The organism is Arthrobacter sp. 18067 (genome assembly GCF_902706295.1).
In the GTDB taxonomy this organism is placed as follows: Bacteria; Actinomycetota; Actinomycetes; order Actinomycetales; family Micrococcaceae; genus Arthrobacter.
Map to the genome: position 1 here is coordinate 96,498 of NZ_CACSJJ010000016.1, position 22,998 is coordinate 119,495.

The 22,998-nt window shown below is 63.7% G+C and carries 24 protein-coding genes and 1 riboswitch; of the genes, 11 read left to right on the top strand and 13 right to left on the bottom strand.

What is annotated here, in order from left to right; all coding sequences use genetic code 11:
- Positions 1–82 precede the first annotated feature (82 nt).
- From GVL04_RS16305 to GVL04_RS16330, 6 genes are all read left to right on the top strand, one after another.
- Positions 83–688 (top strand): TetR/AcrR family transcriptional regulator, encoded by a 606-nt coding sequence (locus tag GVL04_RS16305; protein ID WP_200846870.1) that lies wholly within the window; start codon positions 83–85, stop codon positions 686–688.
- 328 nt (positions 689–1,016) lie between these two features.
- Positions 1,017–2,000, top strand: a complete 984-nt coding sequence (locus GVL04_RS16310; RefSeq protein WP_159706451.1) for an ABC transporter permease — start codon at positions 1,017–1,019, stop codon at positions 1,998–2,000.
- Positions 2,000–2,962 carry an ABC transporter permease gene (locus GVL04_RS16315; RefSeq protein ID WP_159706453.1) on the top strand — a complete coding sequence of 321 codons (963 nt, stop codon included), beginning with the start codon at positions 2,000–2,002 and terminating at the stop codon, positions 2,960–2,962. The genes GVL04_RS16310 and GVL04_RS16315 overlap by 1 nt, the downstream gene beginning before the upstream one ends.
- Positions 2,959–5,133, top strand: a complete 2,175-nt coding sequence (locus GVL04_RS16320) for an ABC transporter ATP-binding protein (RefSeq protein WP_159706455.1) — start codon at positions 2,959–2,961, stop codon at positions 5,131–5,133. The genes GVL04_RS16315 and GVL04_RS16320 overlap by 4 nt, the downstream gene beginning before the upstream one ends.
- 79 nt (positions 5,134–5,212) lie before the next feature.
- Positions 5,213–6,940, top strand: a complete 1,728-nt coding sequence (locus GVL04_RS16325) for an ABC transporter family substrate-binding protein (RefSeq protein WP_159706457.1) — start codon at positions 5,213–5,215, stop codon at positions 6,938–6,940.
- A gap of 191 nt (positions 6,941–7,131) precedes the next feature.
- A complete protein-coding gene (locus GVL04_RS16330) occupies positions 7,132–8,178 on the top strand; it encodes a Gfo/Idh/MocA family oxidoreductase (protein ID WP_159706459.1) in 1,047 nt (348 codons plus the stop codon).
- On the opposite strand, the gene GVL04_RS16335 is transcribed toward GVL04_RS16330, so the two are convergent.
- Together GVL04_RS16335 and GVL04_RS16340 are read right to left on the bottom strand one after the other, a co-directional pair.
- Positions 8,162–8,644, bottom strand: a complete 483-nt coding sequence (locus GVL04_RS16335) for a hypothetical protein (RefSeq protein ID WP_159706461.1) — start codon at positions 8,642–8,644, stop codon at positions 8,162–8,164. The two genes, GVL04_RS16330 and GVL04_RS16335, sit on opposite strands and share 17 nt — an antisense overlap.
- 34 nt (positions 8,645–8,678) lie before the next feature.
- On the bottom strand, positions 8,679–9,890 hold the full coding sequence (locus tag GVL04_RS16340; protein WP_159706463.1) for a WXG100 family type VII secretion target: 1,212 nt from the start codon (positions 9,888–9,890) through the stop codon (positions 8,679–8,681).
- Positions 9,891–10,182: 292 nt separating this feature from the next.
- Between GVL04_RS16340 and GVL04_RS16345 the strand changes: the two genes are divergently transcribed.
- The 3 genes from GVL04_RS16345 to GVL04_RS16355 all read left to right on the top strand — a co-directional run bounded on the left by GVL04_RS16345 (position 10,183) and on the right by GVL04_RS16355 (position 12,335).
- Positions 10,183–10,893 carry a hypothetical protein gene (locus GVL04_RS16345; protein WP_159706465.1) on the top strand — a complete coding sequence of 237 codons (711 nt, stop codon included), beginning with the start codon at positions 10,183–10,185 and terminating at the stop codon, positions 10,891–10,893.
- A gap of 87 nt (positions 10,894–10,980) precedes the next feature.
- Positions 10,981–11,532 carry an RNA polymerase sigma factor gene (locus GVL04_RS16350; RefSeq protein WP_159706467.1) on the top strand — a complete coding sequence of 184 codons (552 nt, stop codon included), beginning with the start codon at positions 10,981–10,983 and terminating at the stop codon, positions 11,530–11,532.
- A complete protein-coding gene (locus GVL04_RS16355; RefSeq protein WP_159706469.1) occupies positions 11,529–12,335 on the top strand; it encodes a hypothetical protein in 807 nt (268 codons plus the stop codon). The genes GVL04_RS16350 and GVL04_RS16355 overlap by 4 nt, the downstream gene beginning before the upstream one ends.
- Positions 12,336–13,303: 968 nt before the next feature.
- On the opposite strand, the gene ald is transcribed toward GVL04_RS16355, so the two are convergent.
- Positions 13,304–14,422, bottom strand: a complete 1,119-nt coding sequence (gene ald, locus GVL04_RS16360) for an alanine dehydrogenase (RefSeq protein ID WP_018780201.1) — start codon at positions 14,420–14,422, stop codon at positions 13,304–13,306.
- 208 nt (positions 14,423–14,630) lie between these two features.
- Here ald and GVL04_RS16365 point away from each other — a divergent pair, with 208 nt between their 5' ends.
- The gene (locus GVL04_RS16365) at positions 14,631–15,845 is read left to right on the top strand and encodes a CdaR family transcriptional regulator (protein WP_159706471.1); all 1,215 of its coding nucleotides are present in this window, start codon (positions 14,631–14,633) and stop codon (positions 15,843–15,845) included.
- Positions 15,846–16,034: 189 nt separating this feature from the next.
- Here GVL04_RS16365 and GVL04_RS16370 read toward each other — a convergent pair whose 3' ends face one another.
- Positions 16,035–17,348 carry a hypothetical protein gene (locus GVL04_RS16370; RefSeq protein WP_159706473.1) on the bottom strand — a complete coding sequence of 438 codons (1,314 nt, stop codon included), beginning with the start codon at positions 17,346–17,348 and terminating at the stop codon, positions 16,035–16,037.
- 2 nt (positions 17,349–17,350) lie between these two features.
- Positions 17,351–17,496, bottom strand: a riboswitch (cyclic di-AMP (ydaO/yuaA leader).
- Positions 17,497–17,625: 129 nt separating this feature from the next.
- A complete protein-coding gene (locus GVL04_RS16375) occupies positions 17,626–17,853 on the bottom strand; it encodes a hypothetical protein (RefSeq protein WP_159706475.1) in 228 nt (75 codons plus the stop codon).
- Between the two features lie 45 nt (positions 17,854–17,898).
- On the opposite strand from GVL04_RS16375, the gene GVL04_RS16380 reads away from it, so the two are divergent.
- Positions 17,899–18,963, top strand: coding sequence for an ATP-dependent DNA ligase (locus tag GVL04_RS16380; RefSeq protein WP_159706477.1), 1,065 nt, complete (start codon positions 17,899–17,901; stop codon positions 18,961–18,963).
- Here GVL04_RS16380 and GVL04_RS16385 read toward each other — a convergent pair whose 3' ends face one another.
- The 8 genes from GVL04_RS16385 to GVL04_RS16420 all read right to left on the bottom strand — a co-directional run bounded on the left by GVL04_RS16385 (position 18,964) and on the right by GVL04_RS16420 (position 22,980).
- Complete coding sequence (locus GVL04_RS16385; protein WP_159706479.1) at positions 18,964–19,239, bottom strand: DUF6480 family protein; 276 nt, start codon at positions 19,237–19,239, stop codon at positions 18,964–18,966.
- A 111-nt stretch (positions 19,240–19,350) separates the two neighbouring features.
- On the bottom strand, positions 19,351–20,172 hold the full coding sequence (locus tag GVL04_RS16390; protein WP_159706481.1) for an alpha/beta fold hydrolase: 822 nt from the start codon (positions 20,170–20,172) through the stop codon (positions 19,351–19,353).
- Positions 20,172–20,831, bottom strand: a complete 660-nt coding sequence (locus GVL04_RS16395) for a maleylpyruvate isomerase family mycothiol-dependent enzyme (RefSeq protein WP_159706483.1) — start codon at positions 20,829–20,831, stop codon at positions 20,172–20,174. The genes GVL04_RS16390 and GVL04_RS16395 overlap by 1 nt, the downstream gene beginning before the upstream one ends.
- A gap of 18 nt (positions 20,832–20,849) precedes the next feature.
- Positions 20,850–21,164 (bottom strand): hypothetical protein, encoded by a 315-nt coding sequence (locus GVL04_RS16400; RefSeq protein WP_159706484.1) that lies wholly within the window; start codon positions 21,162–21,164, stop codon positions 20,850–20,852.
- A gap of 3 nt (positions 21,165–21,167) precedes the next feature.
- Positions 21,168–21,419: a hypothetical protein gene (locus GVL04_RS16405; RefSeq protein ID WP_159706486.1), complete on the bottom strand. Its 252-nt coding sequence runs from the start codon at positions 21,417–21,419 to the stop codon at positions 21,168–21,170.
- An 80-nt stretch (positions 21,420–21,499) separates the two neighbouring features.
- A complete protein-coding gene (locus GVL04_RS16410) occupies positions 21,500–21,919 on the bottom strand; it encodes a helix-turn-helix domain-containing protein (protein ID WP_159706488.1) in 420 nt (139 codons plus the stop codon).
- A 51-nt stretch (positions 21,920–21,970) separates the two neighbouring features.
- Positions 21,971–22,672, bottom strand: a complete 702-nt coding sequence (locus tag GVL04_RS16415; protein WP_159706490.1) for a hypothetical protein — start codon at positions 22,670–22,672, stop codon at positions 21,971–21,973.
- A 29-nt stretch (positions 22,673–22,701) separates the two neighbouring features.
- Positions 22,702–22,980: an HPr family phosphocarrier protein gene (locus GVL04_RS16420; RefSeq protein ID WP_089596564.1), complete on the bottom strand. Its 279-nt coding sequence runs from the start codon at positions 22,978–22,980 to the stop codon at positions 22,702–22,704.
- Positions 22,981–22,998 lie beyond the last annotated feature (18 nt).

The window sequence follows — 22,998 nt, forward strand, 5'->3', positions numbered from 1 at the left end:
TGCGGTATCTGGGCTGTGGAGCCTTCACCGATACTAAACGGACCATGGTCCGCTTTCTATTCCCGGGGTCTAGAATATTTCTGTGAGCTCGATCCCAATCCGGCCGGACGTGCCCCTTGGCGCGCCGCACGAGCGCAGTGACGCAGCGAGGAATCGTGAGCGCTTACTCAATGCTGCCCGGGACTTGGTGGCTGAATTGGGCGCCGAAGCGCTGACCATGGATGCGCTCGCCTGTAAGGCCCACGTGGGCAAGGGGACCGTGTTCCGCCGCTTTGGCAGCAGGGCGGGGCTCATGATGACCCTCCTGAGTGATTCTGAGTCTGAATTCCAGCATGGCTTCATGTTCGGTCCACCGCCGTTGGGTCCGGGCGCGCCACCCCTCGAGCGGCTGATCGCGTTTGGAGAAGGCCGGATCTATTTCGTCCTTGAAAATGGTGAACTCCTGAAGGCGGCGGGCGCTGCCACACGCAACAGGTTCGATGTACCGGCGACCAAGCTCTCGCATCGCCACATGGAGGTCCTGCTTCGGGAGGCCGGCATCGCCGATCCTTGGGTCATGGCGATGTCCCTCACCTACGCACTGGATCCCGAGCGGATAGTCGACGACGTTCGCGTTCGTGGCATTTCACCCACGCGCCTCACCGACTCCTGGCGCGAGCTGATCACGCGCCTCCTGCGAACGGCCTAGCGCCGCAGCCCTCCCGCCGAACCTGTTAGCGCCCCCATCGTTGCCGCTATGGGCGTATCAGTGTCTCCGACGTCGGTAACGTGACGCAGTCTGCACATAACAATCTGGCTGCAGGCGCGAAACTGGAGGCGAGGAAGCAAAACGTGAAGCAGTTATTGTGGTAGTTTCCTCTTGAATGTGACGCATGCCATACAAGGCTGGTGATCACTGAAGGGGTGCGGGGGACCCAACAACCCGCTGCGCCAATTCGTAGCTGACGCCGGCCACAGCCGGGAACCGCGGAAGGACGAGCATTGAGTTTTGCCACGATTCGGGGCAGCCACCCGACATGCTGAAATATCTGATGAAGCGGTCGGGCATCTACCTGATCATGATCTTCCTGACCACAAGTGCCGGCTACTTCCTGGCGGTCTCATCACTCAAGCCCGCCGTCCTGGAGCAAGAGAAAATCCCGCGGCCAACTCCTGAACAGGTAGCCGCGTCTTTCCGGGGACTGGGCTTGGACCCTGAGTTGAACCCTTGGGAACGCTACGTCCAATGGCTCGGCGGCATCGTCACCCGCTGGGACTGGGGCCGCAGCCCGAACGGGGCTTTCGTCAACGCCGAATTCGCCGATCGCGTGCTGGTCTCCACCCGGCTGTTCATTGCTTCGATCATCCTGACTCTGATCATCGGCGTCGCCCTCGGTGTCTACTCTGCCGCACGCCAGTACAAGTTCCAGGACCGCGTCATCACGTCCTACAGCTACCTGGTCCACATCCTTCCAGCACCCATCGCCTACTTCCTGGTTCAGCTGGGCGCCATCAGCGTCAATGAGGCCGTAGGCGAACGCATCTTCTTCGTAACAGGAATTTCGACGCCGGGAATTGACCCGGGCTGGCCGGCTTTCGTAGACATGGTGGCCCACTACGCCGTGCCCACCTTCGCGATGACCATCTTTGGTTGGGCCGGATACCAGATCGCCCAGCGGCAATACCTGCTGGATAACGTCAACGCCGACTTTGTCCGCACCGCCCGGGCCAAGGGACTCACACGCAACCAGGCGATCAGGAAGCACGCGCTGCGCGTCTCCTTCATCCCCGTGGCCCAGAGCATTGCCTTCACCATCCCGGCGATCTTCACCGGCGGTTTCTTCGCCGAGGCCATCTTCGCCTGGCCGGGCATCGGCCTGTGGAGTATCCAGTCGATTGGCCTGCAGGACGTCAACGTGGCCACGGCCACGCTGGCCTACGGCTCTGTGATCTTCGCGATCGGCGCCATCCTTGCCGACTTCGCCACCACGCTGGTCGATCCACGAGTGAGGGTCCAGTAATGACCAACATCATTGATCCCATTGCGGAAATCGACGAGTCCCGGGTTGGCGACCAGGATGTGGTGATCGGGAAGTCCCGCATCATCTTCCGTCGCTTCATGCGGAACCGTACCGCCGTCGCCGGTTTGTTCATCTTCGTGGCGCTGTTCCTCGTCTCCCTCTTCGGCGGGTTCCTGACTTCATGGGATAAAGACACCATCGATCCTTTGAATATCGGAATGCCGCCGTCACCGGACCACCTGCTCGGTACAACGCAGGCAGGCATCGACCTCCTGGCGCTCATTGTGGACGGCACCCGGACCTCCATTCTCATCGGCCTGATCGTGGGCGGTTTGTCCGTGCTGATCTCGGCCGTGTATGGCTGCACCATGGCCTTCTTCGGGGGCAAAGTGGATGCCACCATGCTGTTCATCCTTGAGGCACTCATCATGATGCCGGCCATCCTGGTGGTCGCCGTGGCAACCAGCGGCAGTGGTGGCCTCAAGGACCTCCCCAGCTGGCTCCTGCTGGTTGTGGTGCTCCTGTTCTTCAGCTGGATGGGCACTGCCCGTCTGGTGCGCTCGTTGTCCATGTCCCTCATGCAGCGTGATTACGTCAAGGCCGCCAAATACATGGGTGTCCCTTCCCGCCGCATCGTCTGGCGGCACCTGGTCCCGAACATCGGCTCGTTGTTGGTGCTCGATTTCACCCGCGGCATCACCGGCGCGATCCTGGCCGAAGTTGCGTTCTCCTTTATCGGCATCGGCATCAAACTCCCTGACGTCAGCCTCGGTGTCCTCATCGGGCAAGCGACAGGCCAGGTGTCGTCCTTCCCCTGGATGTTCTGGGTTCCGCTCACCGTCATGTTCCTGCTGACAGGCTCGCTGGCCATGATGAACGACGGCCTCCGTGACGCCTTCGATCCCAGCTCCAGCTCCATTGGCCGGGCGAAGACCAAGACCGCAAAGAAGACCACCAAATGAGCACCAACATCACTCCCGCCGAGCGCCTCCGCGACGCAGGACTCTACGCCCCCGGCGACGCCGTCCTGAGCGTCCGCGACCTCAACGTCCGCTTCAACTCCGAAAACGGTGTTGTCCACGCCGTCCGGGGTGTGGATTTCGACCTCATGCCCGGCAAGACCCTGGGCATCGTCGGCGAGTCCGGTTCCGGAAAGTCCGTGACGTCCATGGCCATCATGGGGCTCCTCCCGGAGACTGCGGACATCACCGGCTCGGTGCGCTTCAAGGGCAAGGAACTCCTGGGCCTCGGCGACAAAGCCATGTGCAAGCACCGTGGCAATGACATCGCCATGGTGTTCCAGGACCCGCTCTCCTCGCTGACGCCCGTCTACACGGTGGGTACCCAGATCATCGAGGCACTGACCGTCCACAACCCAAACATGAGCAAGCAGGCCAAAGAAGCCCGCGCCGTCGACCTCTTGCGTATGGTGGGCATCCCGAGTCCCAAGGACCGGCTGAAGGCCTTCCCGCACGAATTTTCCGGCGGCATGCGCCAGCGCGTCATGATCGCCATTGCGATCGCCAACGATCCGCGGGTACTCATCGCCGATGAACCCACGACGGCGTTGGACGTCACCATCCAGGCGCAGGTGCTGGAAGTCCTGCACACCGCGCAGGAGGAGACCGGCGCCGCCGTCGTCATGATCACGCACGACCTCGGCGTCGTAGCGGGCATGGCAGACGACATCATGGTCATGTACGCAGGCAAGCCCGTGGAAACCGGCACAGTGGAGGACATCTACTACAACCCCCGGATGCCGTACACGCTGGGCCTCCTCGGTGCGGTTCCGCGCGTGGATACTGCCACCAGGCAGTCGTTGGTTCCCATTGAGGGGACGCCGCCCAACCTGGCTTTGCCCGTGATCGGCTGCTCGTTCGCGGCCCGCTGCCCACTGGTCAGCGACGCCTGCCTGCACGGCGAGCCCGATCTGTTTCCGGTCCCCGGCGCGGCTGTGCCGGGTGTCGAGGGTCAGAGGCTGGGGCACAAGGCGGCCTGCATCAAGTCGAATGAGCTGTCCGGTAACGCGGACGCGCACAAGATTTTCCACGCGCCGCCCAAACCCGTGTCAAAGTTCGACGGCGTTGCCCGTGTCGAGCGCGAAAAAGTCCTGGAACTCAAGGACGTAAAGAAGCACTTCCCGCTGCTCAAGGGTGCCTTGATCAAGCGGCGGATCGGCACGGTCAAGGCCGTGGATGGCCTGAGCTTCGATATCCGCGAGGGCGAGTGCGTGTCCATTGTGGGCGAGTCCGGTTGTGGCAAGACCACCACCTTGCTGGAGATCATGGAATTCCACCCGGACCAGGTGGGGGAAGTGATCATCGGTGGCGTCAGCAACAAGGTCGCCACGGACCACAAGACCAAGATGGCCATGCGCAAGGAAATGCAGATGGTCTTCCAGGACCCCACGGGCGCCCTGGACCCGCGCTTCACCGTGTACGAAGTCCTGGCCGAACCCCTGGAGAACCTGGGGATGCCCAAGGCCGCCATTAAGAAACGCATCATGGAACTCATGAAGCTGGTGGGACTTCAGCCGGACCACGTCAACCGCTTCCCCAACCAGTTCTCCGGCGGCCAGCGACAACGCATCGGCATTGCCCGGGCGCTCGCAGTCAATCCGAAGCTGGTGGTACTGGATGAGCCCGTGTCCGCGTTGGACGTGTCCGTCCAGGCCGGCGTCATCAACCTACTGGACAAGCTCCGGGCCGAACTTGGGCTCAGCTACCTCATGGTGGCCCACGACCTCTCGGTGGTCCGCCACATCTCCGACCGCGTGGCCGTGATGTACTTGGGCAAGATCGTCGAGACCGGCGATGTGGACGACGTCTTCGACAACCCACGCCACCCCTACACCAGGGCGCTGCTGTCCGCCATCCCGGTGCCGGACCCCAACCTGGAGCGCACCCGCGAACGCATCATCCTGCAGGGTGACCTTCCCAGCCCGTTGGATGCGCCCAAGGGATGCAATTTTGCCACCCGTTGTCCCGTGTTCGCCGCCCTCCCTGCCGCAAAGCAGGAGAAGTGCCTTACTCTGGAGCCGCCACTGGCTTCTGAGAAGGAAGGCGCGCAGGACTTCGCATGCTTCTTCCCGGACGGAGAGCTGGATGCCGACATGCTGGTGGTGCATGCCTGACGACACATGAACTATTTGATTGAAACCCTGTTATTCAACTCGCAAAGATTTCCAGTCGTAAAAACATGAAGGGCAAACCATGAAGAAGTACACGACGATCGGTGGCGTAGCGCTCGCAGCAACGCTTATGCTGACCGCTTGCGGCGGGGGAACGCCGTCGGGTCCGGCCTCTCAGAAGGCCGAAGAGAGCGGCGGCGATATCAGCAAGCTGATCAGCGTCAACGCCAAGGAAGCAAAGGATCTGGAGCAGGGCGGCACGGTCACCCTTGCTGTAGGCAGCATTGGGCCGGACTTCAATGGCTTCTCGAATGTGGGCAACAGCGCTGACAATTCAGCTCTGATGACTCCCGTCAACACTGCCTCCATCAACAGCGGTGGCATTGGCGGCTGCTGGAAGCTGGACTTCGACGGCAAGGCAGAGCCGAACAAGGATTTCTGCGAAGACGTCAAGAGTGAAGTCAAGGACGGCAAGCAGACCGTCACGATCAAGATCAACGACAAAGCGACGTGGAACGATGGTACGCCCATCGACGTCAAGACGTTCGAAAACACCTGGAACATGCTCAAGGGTGAAGACAAGTCAATCGACATCGTGACCGCTGGTGCTTACGCTTTCGTCGATTCAGTCAAGGCGGGTGCCAACGACAAAGAAGTCATTGTCACCACTACCCAGCCGGTCTTTCCGCTGGAAGGCCTCTTCTTCGGCCTGATCCACCCGGCCATCAATACCCCCGAGATCTTCAACACGGGGTTTGCAGGCAACATGCACCCCGAATGGATGGCAGGACCGTTCAAGGTGGAGAACTACGACACCACGGCCAAGACGGTCACTATGGTGCCCAACGACAAGTGGTGGGGCCAGAAGCCGGTCCTCGAAAAGGTCATTTGGCGTCAGATGGAGCCGAGCGCAACCATCGCGGCGTTCAAGAACGGTGAGATCGATGCAGCCAACGGCCGCACCCTGGGCCGCTACAAGCAGCTCGAAGGAACCACCAACTCCGAGGTCCGCCGCGGTCAGCGCCTGTTTGCCGGTGGTCTCAACATCAACGCCAAACGCCCGGCCCTGACCGACGTAGCCGTGCGCAAGGCGATCTTCACCGCCGTCGATCGAAAAGCCATCCGCGATGTGCGCTTCAACGGCCTGAACTGGTCCGAAGAGAGCTCGGGCTCCATGATGCTCATGCCGTTCTCCGAGTACTACCAGGACAACTACCCCGTGAAGGACACCGGCGCTGAGGCTGCCAAAAAGGTCCTGACCGAAGCTGGCTACACGGCCAACGACAAGGGCATCATGGCCAAGGATGGCGTCCCCGTCTCCTTCAAGATCACCAACTTCGGTGACGACCCCACCACGGCTGCAACCTCGCAGACCCTGCAGAAGCAGCTCCAGGCCGCTGGTATGGATGTCACCATCGACCAGCGCGGTGACGCTGACTTCGGCAAGGTCATCGGCGGACGCGAGTTCGATGTGACCATCTCCGGTTACACCGTAGGCGCGGATGCCACTGATGCCGTGAAGCAGTTCTACGACTCCGCCACTAACGAAAACGGCTTGGGCGACGCTGAGCTCGACGCCGAAATCAAGCGCCTGGCAACAATCGCTGATGATACCGAGCGCAACAAGGCCGCCATGGACGTCGAGAAGAAGCACATGGAGAAGTACTTCTCCATGGGTACCGTGCTGAATGGCCCGGAGATCCAGTTCGTGCGCACGGGCCTGGCCAACTACGGTCCGGCCCTGTTCAAGAGCCTCTCCAACGTTCCGGACTGGACCACCCTCGGCTGGGAAAAGGGCGCCAAGAAGTAGCCTCCCCGCTGTAAATTCCTGAAGGCCGGGAGCTTCCCTGAACCTGTTGATCGGTTCGTGGAGGTTCCCGGCCTTCGCCGTCCCAACCCTCTCTCACCTTTAGCGCCCTTCACCCCATCGCTCTCTCACCCGGTGATAGAGGGTTGGCGTGAAAGGGCTGTTACGTGAGCGAGGATCGGTAGCCTAGGGGCATGACTTCCACGCCGATCCGTACCGCAGTGGCAGGTTTCGGGCTATCGGGCAGCGTCTTCCACGCGCCCTACCTTGCCAGCAACCCCGCCTATGAGCTCGCCGTCATCGCAACCTCGGACGCAACGCGCCAATCGAAAGCCAAGGACCGCTACCCACAGGCAACGATCGTCAACACGCCAGAGGACATCCTGGCCCTTGCTGGCGAACTGGACCTCGTTGTCCTGGGCACGCCGCCCGCAACCCATTACCCGCTGGCGAAAGCGGCGCTGGAAGCCGGGCTCGACGTCGTCGTTGACAAGCCGTTCGTGGTGCACAGCGACCAAGGCGAGGAACTGATCCAGCTTGCAGCGAAGCTGGGCCGCGTCCTCACGGTCTACCAGAACCGCCGCTGGGATGCCGACGCTCTCACTGTGCAGAAACTGCTCGACGCCGGGACGTTGGGTACCGTGACCCGGTTTGAGGTGGGCATGGAGCGTTGGGCGCCGGAGATCTCCAAGGCATGGAAGGCCAGTGCCACTGCGGAAGACGGCGGCGGGGTTCTCTTCGACCTCGGCACCCACGTCCTCGACCTCACTCTTCGTTTCTTCGGCCCCGCCAAGGTCACCTATGCAGAAATCCAAGCCCGCCGCCCCCAGGAAAGCGCCGATGACGACGTCTTCCTTGTCCTTCAACACCAGTCGGGTGTGGTCAGCCATGTCACCATCAACCTCAACAGCCACCTCCACGGCCCGCGTTTCCGCATCCTCGGCACCGAGGGCGGATTCGTGAAGTTTGGCACCGACCCGCAGGAGCCCCATGTGCTGGGCGGCGGCCTGCCGACGGACCCCGAGTACGGCGTCGAGCCTGCCGAAAACCAGGGGACGCTCGAGGTGAACGGGCAGCGCTCCACTGTCCCCACCGAGCGCGGGGCGTACCCCGAGTTCTACCGGATTTTGGCGGACAAGCTCGACGACGGTGGCTCCGCCTCCGCGCTTCCGTTACCTGTTGATCCGGCTGATTCGGTTGCGGTGCTGAAGCTGATCGAGCAGGCTAGGGCGCTGGCGTAACGTCCGCGCTCGCAACCACCGAATAGATGGCCTTGAGGTCGTCGTTCCCTTCACCAGGCTGGCAACTGCCGGTCAGCTGGACGATGTCCGCGGCAGCCTGGTGCTGGACCACCGTGACGGCCGTGAACTGCGCTAAGGAACCGGCCTGCGGGTGTGTGTACCGCGCCTCGCGAACGTGCCAATCCCGGCCGTTGATGACCACGGGTTCGGTAGCAAGCAGTACGGCATCGGGCAGGGCATCCAGGAACTGGTCCACGGAGGCTGCGATGTCCTGGAGGCCGTACCCCGGTAGGCGACGCGACACTGAGATGACCACATTCGCCGTGTAATTTCCTGCGGCGGCGGGGGCCATGAGCGCACCCACCGCGTCGGGAACCACTTGCTGCGTCCAACCAGCCGGCGGGGTGAGCTTGATGGACGGGTAGGCGGGGAAAGCGTCGGACGGGAAAACCTGGTGTGATGTCATGGGAGTCCTTTCGGAGCAGTGTCTGTTCAGGAGGCTACTTGTTGAGGAAATCGACGAACCCGGTCACTGAATCCACGAATCCGGAGGGACTGATAGTGATTTGGCCTCCGGCGCCGAGGCCAAGTTCCGCCGTGATTTTCGCGCCCACACCCAGGGTGAAGCCGTCCTCGTCCATTGACGCGTTGAAGAAGTAGCCCTCGCCCGCACCAGCGGCGACAGTTTCCGATGTGGACAGCTTTTGGCCAAGCACCTCAATGTATTGGGAGGCGGTCAGTTCGGCACCAGCTCCGGCTCCGGCTGCTTTACCGGTGACGTCGTCGTTTTTGACGCTGACCTCCCCTTCACCAGCGCTGGCCCAGGCTCCTCCCCGCAACTCCGCTCCTTGGCCAATGCTGAACAGGCCTCCCGCGAACTCCGTTTCGTTGCCGAAGGTGACCTTTTGGCCTGCAAACGCTTCGCCGCCTGCACCGAACAGGAAGGGGGTTTCCGCGCTCGCATGGACCCCTGCTTCTGCCCCGGTCATGCCCCGAACGGTCGATGTGTTGGTTGCCCACCCGTCAAAGAATTCGCTCTTGGTTGTGGTGGTGTTCTCCACACCCACGAAGACTTCACCGTTGGCCTGGACGCTCGGGAGTCCCAACCCGAAGGGAACCCGGGCATCGATCTTCCCGTCCCCACGGGCTCCAGAGAACGTTTCGTTGGTAGTGGTGGTCGTGACGGGACCGAATCCGGACGTGGCAGTCCATGTCATCTCGGCCCCGATCTTGCCGTCAACGGAGGCCTCAAAAGCCGCTCCGCCAGGACCGACTGATCCGTGCGCCTCTCCATTGACCTCAGCCACCAAGGACCCGTCGCCCTCAACCGTCACCGGACCGTAGGTGGTTGGACCAACAGTGAAGCCGGGCGTTCCCGCTGGGCTTTTGCCTACCCCGGGGCCCGGTCCGCCCTTGGAACCCCCGGGCCCACCAGATCCGCCCAGCGAGGCCTGTTCCTGCTGCTCGGCATTGAGCTTCAAGGCACGGGCGTTGGTCTTCAGGCATGCAGCTGCCGCTCCCAACCGTCCTTGGAGGTCGCTGTGCCAAGCGCTGCGAAACTGGTCGGCGTCGTTGCCCTTCCAGTAGTTGCCGTTTTGGATCAATCCGTTGAGCTGGCGCCTGAGATCGGCGATCTTTTCGGCCTCAGCGTCCATCACGGCCGACAACCGCCGGAGGTCTCCGACGTCCGCGCCCACCAATCCTTGTCCCATTACGTACCCAGTCCCATCACGTATCCCCTGAACGTTGTGGCATGCCTGGGACCATTGTTGCGCCAGGCATTTCCTGAGCATAGTTGGCCGTTGCGGACTCGGCCATGGGGACATCTAGCCGGTGTGCACAACGGGCCTGACATCACTCTGCGGAAAGTATTTCAGCTGAGGCGTAACCTCATCGGTGCCCCCAACGATGTAGGGGGTGTGCGGGCCACGTCCGCACACCGATCATCCGGTAGCCGCCCAACAGCTGCCGGGGCAATCCCAACATCGTTTGTCGGAGGGTTTCATGTCCTTGTTCACTGTCCTTGCCACCAGCAAAGTCGCCGCAGGCGTCCTGGCCGCCGGAGCTGTAGCCGCTGGTGGAACCGGTGTCGCTGCCTTCAATGGCGCGCTTCCCACCGAGTTCCAGCAGACCGCCCATGACCTGATCGGCGCACCTGCCCCGTTCGATGGTCAGGCCGCTGAAGCAGCCGAAGCCGCCAAGACCGTCAACACCAAGGCGACTGACGCCGTCGAGACGGCGCAGGCAAAGGCTACCAACGCCGCCGAAGCCGGCCAGGCGAAGGCTGCAGAGACTGTGTCCGATGCGAAGGCCGCAGCCGAAGATGCCACTTCCCCCGAGGCTCTCGGCCTTTGCGCCGCCTTCCTGAACGGTGGCCTGAAGTCCGACTCCAAGGTCCCCGGCTTCGAATCCCTGACCATTGCCGCCGGCGGCGAAGCAAAGGTGGAAGCGCACTGCCAGGCAGTGGTTGATGCCGGCAAGGCTGCCGGTGTGAAGGCGGACCCTTCGGCCAAGGCAGAAACCGACGTCGATGCCGCCGTAACGTCTGAACTTCCGGCAAAGCCGGCCGTTCCGGCAGTCCCCGCCAGCCCGGAGGTACCGGCCACCCCCGCCGTTCCCGCGGTGCCAGCAACCCCGGCGGCACCTGCCCTCCCGTCGCAGGTTCCCACGGACGTTCCGGCCGTTCCGGGAGCCCCGCTCGATTCTGTCCGCTAAGCGGGCAGCGGCTACGGTTTAAGGGCGGGGCTCCTTGGCTTAGGACAAGGAGCCCTGCTTCGTAACGTGGGATGGAGGCGTCCACGGGTGCTTGACCCTTTGGCGGATGAATATGTGCAGGCGGATCAGGAAGACCCCGCGCTGCTCTTCACGGTTGCCTACAACAGCTTCGCCGGACCGGTCTTTGGCTACCTCAGGGCCCGTGGCGTGGATGACCCTGAAGCCGTCACGCAGGACGTGTTCCTTGCGCTATACCCAAAGCTGGACTCCCTCCATGGCGGGCTTCAGGGTGCCAAGACGCTGCTGTTCTCCATTGCCCACGCACGGATGGTGGACCACTACCGGAAACGCGAAAGAACGCCGGATTCCACACCGTACGAGTCGGAGCTGGACGCCCGACGCGCACCGTCGGCGGAAGACCAGGCGTTCGGGCGGAGCTCCGGGCTGGGGGTCACAGAACTCCTTGAGGGTCTTGCGGACGACTACCGGGAGGTCCTGGCCTTACGCGTTGTCGCCGACCTGTCCGTGGAAGAAACAGCGGACATCATGGGCAAATCCCAAGGGGCCGTGAAGCAGTTGCAGCGCAGGGCATTGAACGCGCTGAAGAAACGGGCACAACGATCGAACGGCACATCATGAGCGAACACATTCCGCCGCGCGGACGTAACCACCAGCAGGCGATCGACCACTTGTTGGCCGGCTCCGGCCTGGAGGGTGACGCAGGGCTCCGCACCGAACTGCTGGAACTCCGCTCACTGGCCAGCACTGCCCCGCTGCCGTCCGACGCCGTCCGCGCGCTGATGGCCGGCAACCCCGCAGCCGTCACGCACCGGGTCGCCGTCACCCACCAGCTCCCGACGGCGGTCCTCGCCACCGTTGACCAGACCACTGCCCAAGCCCCTGTGGACGAGGCACCAGCGCGTGACGAACTGGCAGCGCGGCGGCGGAAGAAGCGTCGCGCAGCCATCGCCGGCCTTGCTGTTGCCGTGTCCTTGGTCGGGGGTGCCACTGCGGCGGCCGCGTCCGAAGGCGGGATTCCGGGCGCCTTCCAGCACTTTGGCGCAGCAATCGGATCAGTGGTCTCGCAGTTGGCGCCCGGCTCGGGAACTGCTCCGCAGCAAGGCGGACCCGGCGGTTCAACCCAGCAGCCACCCCTCGAAGAGACCAAACCAGGTCCTGCCCGGAACCAGCCCGGGCCAGCGCCTTCGACGCCGGGCGCTCTTGATCGCGTTCCGCAGCCGGGCAGGGGAGCACCATCGCAAACACCCAAGGTTCCCCAGCACGATGAAACCGGCAAGGGCAGCATTCCCACGCCCCCAGTGGTACCTGTGACGCCACCAGCCATCGATCCGCCAGCCATCGATCCATCACAGCTCCGCCCGTCGGACCTCCCTGTGCCTGTTCCCACGCAGGTGGTTCCCCACGTTCCCGGCAAGCCGTAGGCCACAAGCGAGTTGCTGAAGCGCTAAATCGTTGTTGGCCCGCAACGGAGAAGCGGTATAGCAACGTGGTTGTCCACATAAGGCCAGAGCCCGATAGCCGCGGGCCTGGATTCCGCCAAGCATGGGTCCATGAACCCAAGAAAACTCGACGCCCTCATCACTGCACATTGGCCGGAGACCTCCGTTGCCTCCACTCCGGAGCTTCTGGGGAGTGGGCTGGGTGATCGGGTCCTGACGGCGGGCGTACGCTCCGGGAAGCTCCTGAGATTGAGGCGTGGCGCCTACGTCCGGGCAGCTGATTGGCACCGCCGCAAACCCTGGGATCAGGAGATGCTCCGTATCCAGGCGCACCACTGCGGCAACCCCGCCAGCCAGGCCGTCTACAGCCATGTGAGTGCGGCCCGACTCCACGGATTTTCGGATTGGGAGAGCGGGCCACACGTGCATGTCACCACTGCCTTTTCTCCGGCTCAGGCGAGTTCCGGCGCGGACGTCATCGCCCACGGCGGGTTGCTGGAACGCTACGAAGTCTCGGAAGCACGGACACTGTGGGGATCACCGGCCAGGGTCACCAGTCTGGAACGCACGGTGGTTGATTGTGCACGGACGCTGGACTTCGAAAAGGCTGTGATCATCGCGGACCAAGCGCTGCGGCGTGGGGCTGATCCGCGGATACTGCAGGATTATTTGGACAGTGGCAGGATCACCCGCGGTGCCCGGCGGCTGCGGACGAGGTCATTTTCGAGGAACGTCGCAGGGAAAAGGCCCTTGAAGCCATGGGCTGGCAGATTGTCCGTATGGAGTGGGACCACCTCAGCCGTCCGTGGGAAGTCGAGCAGCGGCTCAAGCTTGCGCTGGGCAGGCGGCGGGGGATCGGACGCTAAAACGTGGAAAGCCCGCTGTTCCGTTGCTGGGCAGCAACGGAACAGCGGGCCAACGACGTCCAACCGCCGCCGCGAAGCTAAAGGCTACGCGGAAACCAGGCTGTGCCAGTCGTTGACGAGGGGCAGGTTGTGCGCCTCGGAAACGGAGTGGTGTGCCACGTGGCCTGCGGCGATGTTGAGGCCGGCGGCCAGTGCGGGGTCACGGTCGAATGCGGCCTTGACGCCCAGGTTGGCCAGTGCCACGGCGTAGCGCAGGGTGACGTTGGTCAGTGCGTACGTGGAGGTGTTCGGAACAGCGCCAGGCATGTTGGCAACGCAGTAGAAGATCGAGTTGTGGACCTTGTACGTCGGTTCCTGGTGGGTGGTGGGGTGCGTGTCCTCGAAGCAGCCGCCCTGGTCCACAGCGATGTCCACCAGGACCGAGCCCGGCTTCATGCGGGAGACGAGTTCGTTGGTGACCAGCTTGGGAGCCTTGGCACCCGGGATCAGGACGGAGCCGATGACGAGATCTGCGTCGATGACTGACTTCTCGATCTCGTAGGCGTTGGAGGCAACGGTCTTCAGGCGGCCCTGGTAGAGGGCATCAAGTTCGCGCAGCCGATTGATGTTGATGTCCATGATGGTGACATCGGCACCGAGGCCCAGCGCCATGGCAGCGGCGTTGGTTCCCGCAACGCCGGCACCGAGGACAACAACCTTGGCCGGACGGACGCCCGGTACGCCGCCCAGGAGGACGCCCTTGCCGCCGGCCGGGGCCATCAGCGAGGAAGCGCCAACTACGACCGACAGGCGGCCGGCTACCTCGGACATCGGTGCGAGCAGCGGAAGGGTGCGGCCTTCCTGAACGGTTTCGTAAGCGATGGCGGTAACGCCGGAGTTGATGAGCTCAGCAGTGAGCTCGGGTTCTGCGGCGAGGTGCAGGTAGGTGAAGAGGATGAGGCCCTTGCGGAAGCGGTGGTACTCCGCGGCGATGGGTTCCTTGACCTTCATGACCATGTCCGCACGGCCCCAGACGTCGTCAGCTTCGTTGACGATTTCAGCGCCGGCGATCGAGTATTCCTCGTCGGTGATGCCCGAGCCGAGGCCTGCGCCGCGCTCAACCAGAACGGTGTGTCCGTGGGTGCGGAACTCGTGGACACCTGCAGCCGTGATGGCTACGCGGAATTCGTTGTTCTTGATTTCTTTGGGGACGCCGATGATCATCTGTGGGCTCCATCGTTAGCGGCCTCTTCGGCCGAAAATGTGTTGCGGGCTGTGATTCAAGAATAAATCCGGCTGTGAGGCAGGCGACATGGACCCCCTAGCCCATCTCTGCGAAAAGCCCGGAAATTCAAGAGTCTTCTCCATCGAGACTCGACATTTGTCGAGTGCTGGAGCGTCAGGTGTCGCCTGCTGTTGGTACGCTTTTCGGATGCAGCAGGACGTGGAGCAGATCGTTGAACGCGTGGCGTTGAAGCTGGGCCGGGGCCTGTCCCTCGAAGACCTCGACGGCGTCCTCCTCGCCTATAGTTCCAACCAGTCCCACGCCGACCGTGTCCGCGTGAACTTCCTCCTCAGCAAGCGCGTCCCCAGCGATGTCAGCCTCTGGCAGCTGTCCCACGGCATCGCCACGGCGGTGCGTCCTGTCGTCGTTCCCGCCAACGAGGAACTCGGCATGTTGGGCCGCGTTTGCGTGCCCCTCCTGGTGCGGGGTTTCCGCGTGGGCTACTTATGGGTCCAGCTCGACGTCGAAGAGCAGAGCGCGACGGCGATACTCGCCGAATTGCCCGGCGTGCGCGACGAACTGGACCTGTTGGCTGGGTTGCTGCTTGATTCCAACACCGCCGAATCAGAGTTCCGGCGGAGGCGTGAGCAGGAGTTCCTCTCGGCATGCAGCGGTGAATCGAACGCGGTGGCAGCGGTAGCGGGGTGGAAGGAAATCCAAGGCCGCGGTCCGTGGCAGTTGGTGACCATCCTGGACGCGGATGGTGCGAGGTCCGACGTCGACCCCATTGCCGCGACCTTGACCCACCGATCGGCCGCCCTGCAGTCCACTATCGGCGTCAACGCCGCGTTGTTCAGTGCCGGTACCGAGACGCATTCTGTGGTCTTGTTCCGCGAATCGGGTGGGCGGGCGGACCATGCCCAGGTGCTGGTGCATTATCAACTGGAGCTCGCCAAGCGGGCCGGCAGGACGGTGGACCGGGTGATCCTGGGTATCAGCGAGCCGTTCCAGGTCATCAGGCAGCTCTCGGGCGCATACCGGCAATCGAAAGTTGCGGCGCAGGCGGCCGCCGTCGATCAGCCACTGGGGGAGCTTGTGGACAGCCGGGCAGTGGGCGTCTACCAGCTCTTCGACCGCCTGCTGGCACCCGGAGGCTGGGATGACACCGGGTCCGTGCACTTCCGGACTTTGGAGGACCAGGACAAGAACGGCGAACTCCTGCCCGTCCTGGAGCTTCTCTATGACAGCGACGGTTCAGTACAGGACGTCGCGGCCAAACTTCACCTCCACAGGAGCAGCATCTACAACCGGCTCGGCAGGATCCGCCAACTCATTGGCGCTGATCCGTTGAGTGGCGCAATCCGGCTTGAGTTGCATGCTGCCTTGAAAGCGCGGCGCTGGGCGGGGAGACCACGGATCTGAGGTTGGATGGACGGATGAGGCAGGCACCCGTCGTGGGGTGCCTGCCTCATTCGCAGGGTTTGCTTTAGGACCGCTTCAACCGCTGGCAGCTCCAGCGTCCCAATCGACGACGGAAGGCAGCCGTCCGGCTGCTGCTGCAGTATCGGCTGTGCCATCCCACGTGCGTGCTGGTGCGCGGCAGGCGGGTGCTCACTTGAGGGCTTCCTTCGCGGCTTCAAGGATCTCTTCAAGAGCCGTCTCGGAGGGCTGCGGCGTCATAGACGCGTTGGGGTTGCCGGTGGGCCGGGGCTTGGACGTCTGCGTGGACGTTTCCGTGGGTGTGGGAGTCGGCGTCGGCGTGGGCGTGACAGTCGGCGTCGTTGTGGGTGTCGGTGCAGGAGTCGTGGGCGGCGTCGTGATCGTGTCCGACGGCACGTCGCCCGGAGCCGGCGCCGGCTGAGTGGGTGCCGGGCTGGTGGTACCAGGTGCCGCGGCGATGGTCGCAGGCACAGCGGATGGGACCCACACCGGGTCAGCCAGTGAAATCTTCGGCGTAGGAATCGACGACGGCGACACTGCTGCGGGTGCCTCCGGAACCGTGGCCGGCTGGCCGGCTTCCGATGTCGCAGCAGCTGACGCAGAAGGCGATGAGGCGGTGGAGTACGAAGCGCTGGGCGCGGGGGATGCGGAGCCCGAGTTCCGATCGGCGCCGCTGCCGCTGGCTTCCTGGGCCGGGGTTTCCTGGCCGAAGAAGGGCAGCTCGAGAGCCTGTCCCAAGGTTCCGGCCGTCAGGACCAGACCAAGGGCGCCCGCTACCACGGCCATGCGCTGGCTCATGTGCTTGACCGATGCCGCTTTCCGGAGAACGGTGTGGGGTTCCCGGCCAAATGAGGAGCCACCAAAGCTGGATTTGGCGGCCGTGGGCGAGGCTGCCTGCTTGCGAACATCCTTGCGGCTGGCGAGTGACGCCGACGCCGTTGCGGCCGCGGCAACCTGGGCCGGGGACTTGCCTCGCGGCGACACAGGTGCCGGAGGCGCAGCGTGTGCCTGTGGCGTGGTCGCGGACTCTTCGCGGGCTGCGACAACGGGGATGGCTGCCGTGGCCGGTTCCGAGGAGCCCGGCTCAGGGCTGGCCGGCTCAACGATTGGAATGGCCGCGGTAGGAGGCCCCGGCGTGGTGGATACAGGAGCTGCAGCCTGAACGGTCGGAATTGCCGCAGTTGCCGCCTCAACAGGCTTGGGCCGCGAAGATGCCCCGGCCGCGGGGTCAGCGGGCGCGATCACAGCCTGGGCTGCCTGCTCCCGTTCGGCCGCGCGCACGGCTGCGCGCGTGGTGGGTGTTGCGACGGTGGGGACAGCCGCCGTGGCGGCTTCCGGCGTCGTGCTTGTAGTTTCGGGCACCGCGACGGAGTCTGCAGGCGCGCTGATGGGGGATCCGCTGGGTTGGGCCCGACGGCGTCCGGTTGGCTTGGTGCGCTCGCGTTCGGTCTGGGCGCGGCGCGGCTGATCCATGGTTGGGGACATGGTGGTTGCCTCTCAACGCCTTCGAGGTTAGCTGTCGGGTTCGGACGAGGCCGTCCGGCCGCCTGAGCGGCTTCACCCCAAGGACTTGAATCAAGTCCGGGAACTTTTGGGTCCCCCGCCTCTGCCGCGGGTCTGGCGGATCCCGGATTGCGGCAGAGCTCGGCGTCAATCCGGAAGCGGCCCAGCGGAGATACGGGTCGCCCTACGACGGTACATGAGCCGGAAAGTAAAGTCACATTAATGTAACGGGCGGTAGGTCTCCGCAAGCGAGAGGCGTCTAGCGCTTAGGCTTCGGGGCCGGCGCTGGAGCCGGCAACTCTTGCTGGATCTTTTGGATTTGGTGCGCCTGATGGGTCTCAGGGCGGAAGATTTCGTCGGCGATGCCCAGCATTCCGCCCGCCGCACGCCTGACTCCACGCTTGGACTGCCGGGAAGTCCAGTACCAGAGGCCGGCGAGGAGCGCGGGAACTCCGAGTACTGCGGCCAACACGGCCAAGATATCCATCGCATAAGACTAGCTTCGGCGTGCACCGGCAGGTAGACATTGTCTATGGACCTGCCAGTGATGCCGCCCGTCTCGCCCATGCTCGCCAAGTCCGTTCCGGCCATCCCCGATGTTGGTCACTATGAGCCCAAGTGGGACGGCTTCAGGACCATCGTCTTCAAGGATGGGGATGAGGTGGTCCTGGGCAGCCGCAACGAGAAGCCCATGACCCGGTACTTCCCGGAGCTGGTGGAAGCGCTGCGGAAGAACCTCCCGGACAAATGTGTGATCGACGGCGAGATTGTCCTGATCGAGGGCAACAGGCTCGAATTCGAGGTGCTGCAGCAGCGGATCCATCCCGCGGACAGCCGGGTGCGGATGCTCGCTGAGAAGACCCCATCGTCCATGATCGCCTTCGACATCCTTGCGCTGGGCGAGGAGAACCTCATGGACCGGCCGTTCTCTGAGCGCCGCAGCATCCTGGAGCGTTCGCTCGCGAAGGCTGAGCCTCCCGTCTACGTCACGCCCGCGGTCACGGACCTGGAACGCGCGCAGGAATGGTTTGTGCAGCTCGAAGGCGCGGGCTTGGACGGTGTGCTGTCCAAGCCGCTGGATGGGACATATCAACCCAACAAGCGAGTGATGTTCAAGACCAAGCACGAGCGGACGGCGGACTGCGTGGTGGCGGGATTCCGCTGGCACAAGACCGCGAAAGTTGTGGGGTCCATGCTGTTGGGTCTTTATAACGACGCCGGACGCCTCCAGCACGTAGGGGTGGTGGCCTCCTTCCCCATGGCCAAAAGGGAAAGCCTGGTGGCCGAGCTTGAGCCCTACCAAGTGGAACTCAGCGAGCATCCCTGGGGCGAGTGGGCCAATCAAGGCGAAGGGGCCGGAGGTTCGAGGATGCCCGGCGCCCAGAGCCGGTGGAGCGGTGGCAAGGACTTCTCGTTCGTGCCGCTGCGCCCCGAGCTGGTGATCGAGGTGGCCTATGACTACATGGAGGGTGACCGCTTCCGCCACACCACGCAGTTCCGGCGGTGGCGGCCGGATCGGACACCGGAAAGCTGCACGTACTCGCAGTTGGAGGAACCGGCGGATTACGACCTCGGTGAGATCCTGAGGCTGCCGTAGCTACTCCTGGTGCCCCTGGTCGCTGCTCATGCTGCCCTCGGCGGGCGGGGTTTCCCCCGGGGGGACTCCGCCGCCGGGCTCCAATCCCGTGACATTCCCGTCGAGGGGATCCGGGTTCGCGGATGCAGCAGGGTCCTCGTCTTCGTCTTGGCGCAGTTCGGGATCTGCGTTCACGTGGTCGTTCTGGGTCGCGGGGGTTGTTGCGGCACCGAATGGCCCCGTCGCGCCCGTTACGCCGAAGCCTTGGGTTTCTTCATTTGAGTCTTTGCTTGTCACGATCAACCCTTCCATAAGCAAACTTACTAATGCGCTTGCTTCGTCAGCCTAGCCGCGGCGCGCTGACCCAACAAGTGCACTCAAGCCGCCCTCCGGCGTCGTGCTTTACTCTCAGCCATGGAACGTCGTCGCTGTGACGAAGCTCCGGATGGCATCCGCCACGGCCTTCGGGCGCATGTGCTGTGCCACGTGTCCGACGCCAGGGATCTCCACCAACCGGCCCTGCGGCACGGTACGCGAAAGCCGGAGCGACCAATCAGGACCCGCCACATTGTCCCGGCTTCCACGCAGGACCAGCACCGGGACCTGTATTGAGGCCAGGCGTTTCTCCGTGGGGTACTTCATCATCACGGGCAACTCGGTGAGGTACCAGCGCGGGCCGCAGCGGAAGTAGTCGGAGATAACGATCCAATTGGACGAGGGACTCTCGCGAAGCAGCCCGTCAAGGATAAGAGCCAGGGACTGGCGTCCCACGTTCTTGTGCCGGGAGTCAACAACCGGTCCCATGAGCACCAACTGCCGGGTGTGTTCCGGCGCATGCAAGGCCGCTTCGATGGTGAATTGCACACCCATCGAGTGGCCCACCAACACGTAGGATTCGATGCCACGGGATGCGAGGGCCGCAGCGATGAAGGCGCCGTAATCCTCCACGCCGAGCTGCCGATCGGGCTTCGGTGTCCCGGCAAAACCGGGGAGGTCCAGGGAATACGTGGGTGCGCCCGCGGCGAGCACAGCATGTAGTCGGGCCAAGTAACGGTGTGAAACCCCAATGCCATGGATCAGGATGTACGCGGGTTCGGCGCCCAACTTAGACCCCGACCCGGACCCAGGCTCAGGCGAAGGCGTGCCCTCGGTCCAGAGGATCCGCCCCTTCAGGCCCAACACCTCGACATCGGCAGACAGCAGCGCTGCCGGCCTTTCCCGCGTTGTCATCAGGGCTGCCGCTGCAGGAACACCGGAGCGCCAGGACCGCTCAATTCGCTCTCCGCTACCGGCCGACCGGATACCGCCAGCAGCAGCGCGATCGCGGGACCTTCAACGACCGGACCGTCACCGTGCTCGAAGGGGGTGTCAGTTGCAACCAAGCGCCAGCCGGCTGCGATCTCCTTGCCGCCACCCATCTTGGTGGTGGTCCGCACTTGGTAGTCGATGGCAGTGGCGACGTGGACGGCCGGATAGGCGCGGTGCAAGCCCAGTGGCCGGCGGATATCCTCGCCGTGGACGAAGGCCTCAACCAGCCTGGTGGCCAGCCAAGCCGGCGGCCCGGACGTCCGGGAGAGCACGGCGTCCAATTGGACCAAGGTCTTCGCGGGGTCCTCGGTCTTTTCGCGCTCTACGCCCACGGCGTTGTCGCGGTCAAAATCCAGCCGCGAGGCAATCATTCGGCGAATGAATTTGAGCGGCGTGGTTTTGGCGCTGTCGATCACGTGGGCCAGGACATCGTGGACGTCCCAACCAGGGCACAGGGACGGTGTCTTCCATTGAGCCGGATGGAGCGGTTCCAGATCCTGAATCAGGGCGCGGCGTTCCTCATGCACCACGGGCCAGACAATGGAATGGGAGGTCGACGCCATACTGCTATTGAACCCCATGCCTATGCCCCTGGCGGGTTACTGCGGGGGCGGTTCTGTGAAGACGCGATTGCGCGAGGGCCTGCGGGAGTACTGGATTGACCTTCCCAGCCCCACGGCGAACCACACGAGAAAGGCTGCCGCGGCTACCGTGAGAGCCCAGGTCACCGGGTAGCCGAGGAAGGGCGACGATTGGCATGTCTCGAAATCCACCCCGCCCGATGCCTGGCCGCAGCCACCGGTTTGCAGCCAGATCAAGCCCAGGAAAGGGATGGTGGCAGCGATGAAAACGAGCCACAGCCAAGGTCGGTTCCACGGCCATTCGGAGTACTTACCGCGTTTTCCCGGGGCCATAGGCTATTCCCTGTTCGCGTCGTCCGATTCAGTGGGGTCGACTGCGGGACGTGACGCCTCAGGCGCCGCGGCCGCCTCAGCCGCGTCCCGGCGTCGGGCAATTCTCGATTCCGTCCACATGGCCACGGCCACGAACACTGTGCACGCGAACATGAACGTTGCCACGAAGTTCAATCCCATGGCAGAGCCCAAGGGTGCGGCAAGGGCCATGGCGGCCAACCCGGCCACGATATGCCACCCTTTGAAATTGCCCACCGATCAAGCGTAACCCCGGCCTTAACGGGTGCTGGCCCGTTGCGTGGGATCGTTGCTTGATCCTTATCACTCCGACACTTTTAGCCGGCGTTTAAGTCATTTTCGTTGGTCTGGACCGCCGCCGCTTCAGCCTGTTTCTTCTTCTGTGTATCCAGCCAGGCAATGATGGCGGCCTGCCGGATCCGACGATGCGTGCCGCGATATTCCACGGGGATTTCGCCGCGGTCGGTCATATTGCGCAAGTACGTGTGCGAAATGCCCGCGAGCTCCGCTGCCTGCGACGTGGTGAGCATTTCCTCCACGCTGCTGACCGTCACCGTTTCGCCCCGGCCCAGCCTCGCGAGGAGGTCGACGACGGCGTCCCTCGCTTGATCGGGCAGGCGGTGGACGGTGCCATCCACAAAAACGGTGATGTCGTTGCTGTCCGCCAGGGAGCGCGCCAAATTCCGGGCGTCATCGGCGGGAAGGCCTGCTGTGACGCGGGGAGCTATCAATGCCATGGCAGAAGCCTAGCGCGAGCCTGCCGTGGACCGGCGTTCGTCGCGGCCCAACTACAACGACGCCCGGAGTTCTGCGGCATTGGCCAGCTCTGCGGCCAACGCTTCCCGTTCCCCGGAGGTCAGGGTGAGGGCGTCCACGCTATCCAGCACTGAGGCGGCGAGCCCGGGGTTGCCGGTGCGGTGGTGCAGCTCAGCGAGGTACACCAGCAGGGGCAGCTTCCCGGCGTCCGTTGCTTCCCCGTGGCGCAAAAGCCCCGCCTCAATCACCGAGATAGCCCGGGCTTCGTCCCCATGGGAGTCGCCTTGCCGGGTAGCGCTCATCAGCACTCTTTCCAGACGGCTTTCCGAGCCGGAGCCATCATCCTCGGTTTCACCCAAGGCACTGATCCGTAGCCAGTTCCCGCCCGGATCCACCACGGTGAACCCAGCTGTCGTTCCTTGCTTGCGGCGGGGACGGGTGATCCGCGGAATCCCGGCAATGGGCAACTTGCCGAAAGCAGCACGAAGTCCGGTTGCGAATTCGTCGAACAGCACACCCGTATCCTCGACCAGCAGGATGGCGGTGCCCATCGAGTTCTCCGGCTCGAACGCCTCCAGGCCGAAGAAGTGCAGGTCGATCCCGCCCCGGTTAAAGCACACGTAGGGGTTTGGCCGCGCCTGCCGGAAGGTCACTTTGAAGCCCAGGGCCTCGTAGAACGGCACGATGTCGTCGAGGTACCGGCACGGCAGGATAGGGATCGCACGCTCGTTCATAGCCCGAACCTACACCAGCCCAGCGAGAGCTACTCGGCGTCCAGATCCGTCTCCAGCAGCTTCACCAGTGCGTCCAGCGCAGCGTCGGCGCCGTCGCCCTCTGCCCGCAGCACAACGACGTCGCCCTTCGCGGCTCCGAGCGTCATGAGCGAAAGGATGCTGGCGGCGTCGAGCGCGTCATCGGCAGGTTCGCCCTGCATGGCGATGGTGACCTCAACCGGCTGCTCGCCTGCGGCTTCTGCGAATAAGGCGGCGGGCCGGGCATGCAATCCGGAGCGGCTGGCGATGGTGGCTGTGCGTTCGGGCATGGTTTTCTCCTAAAGGTC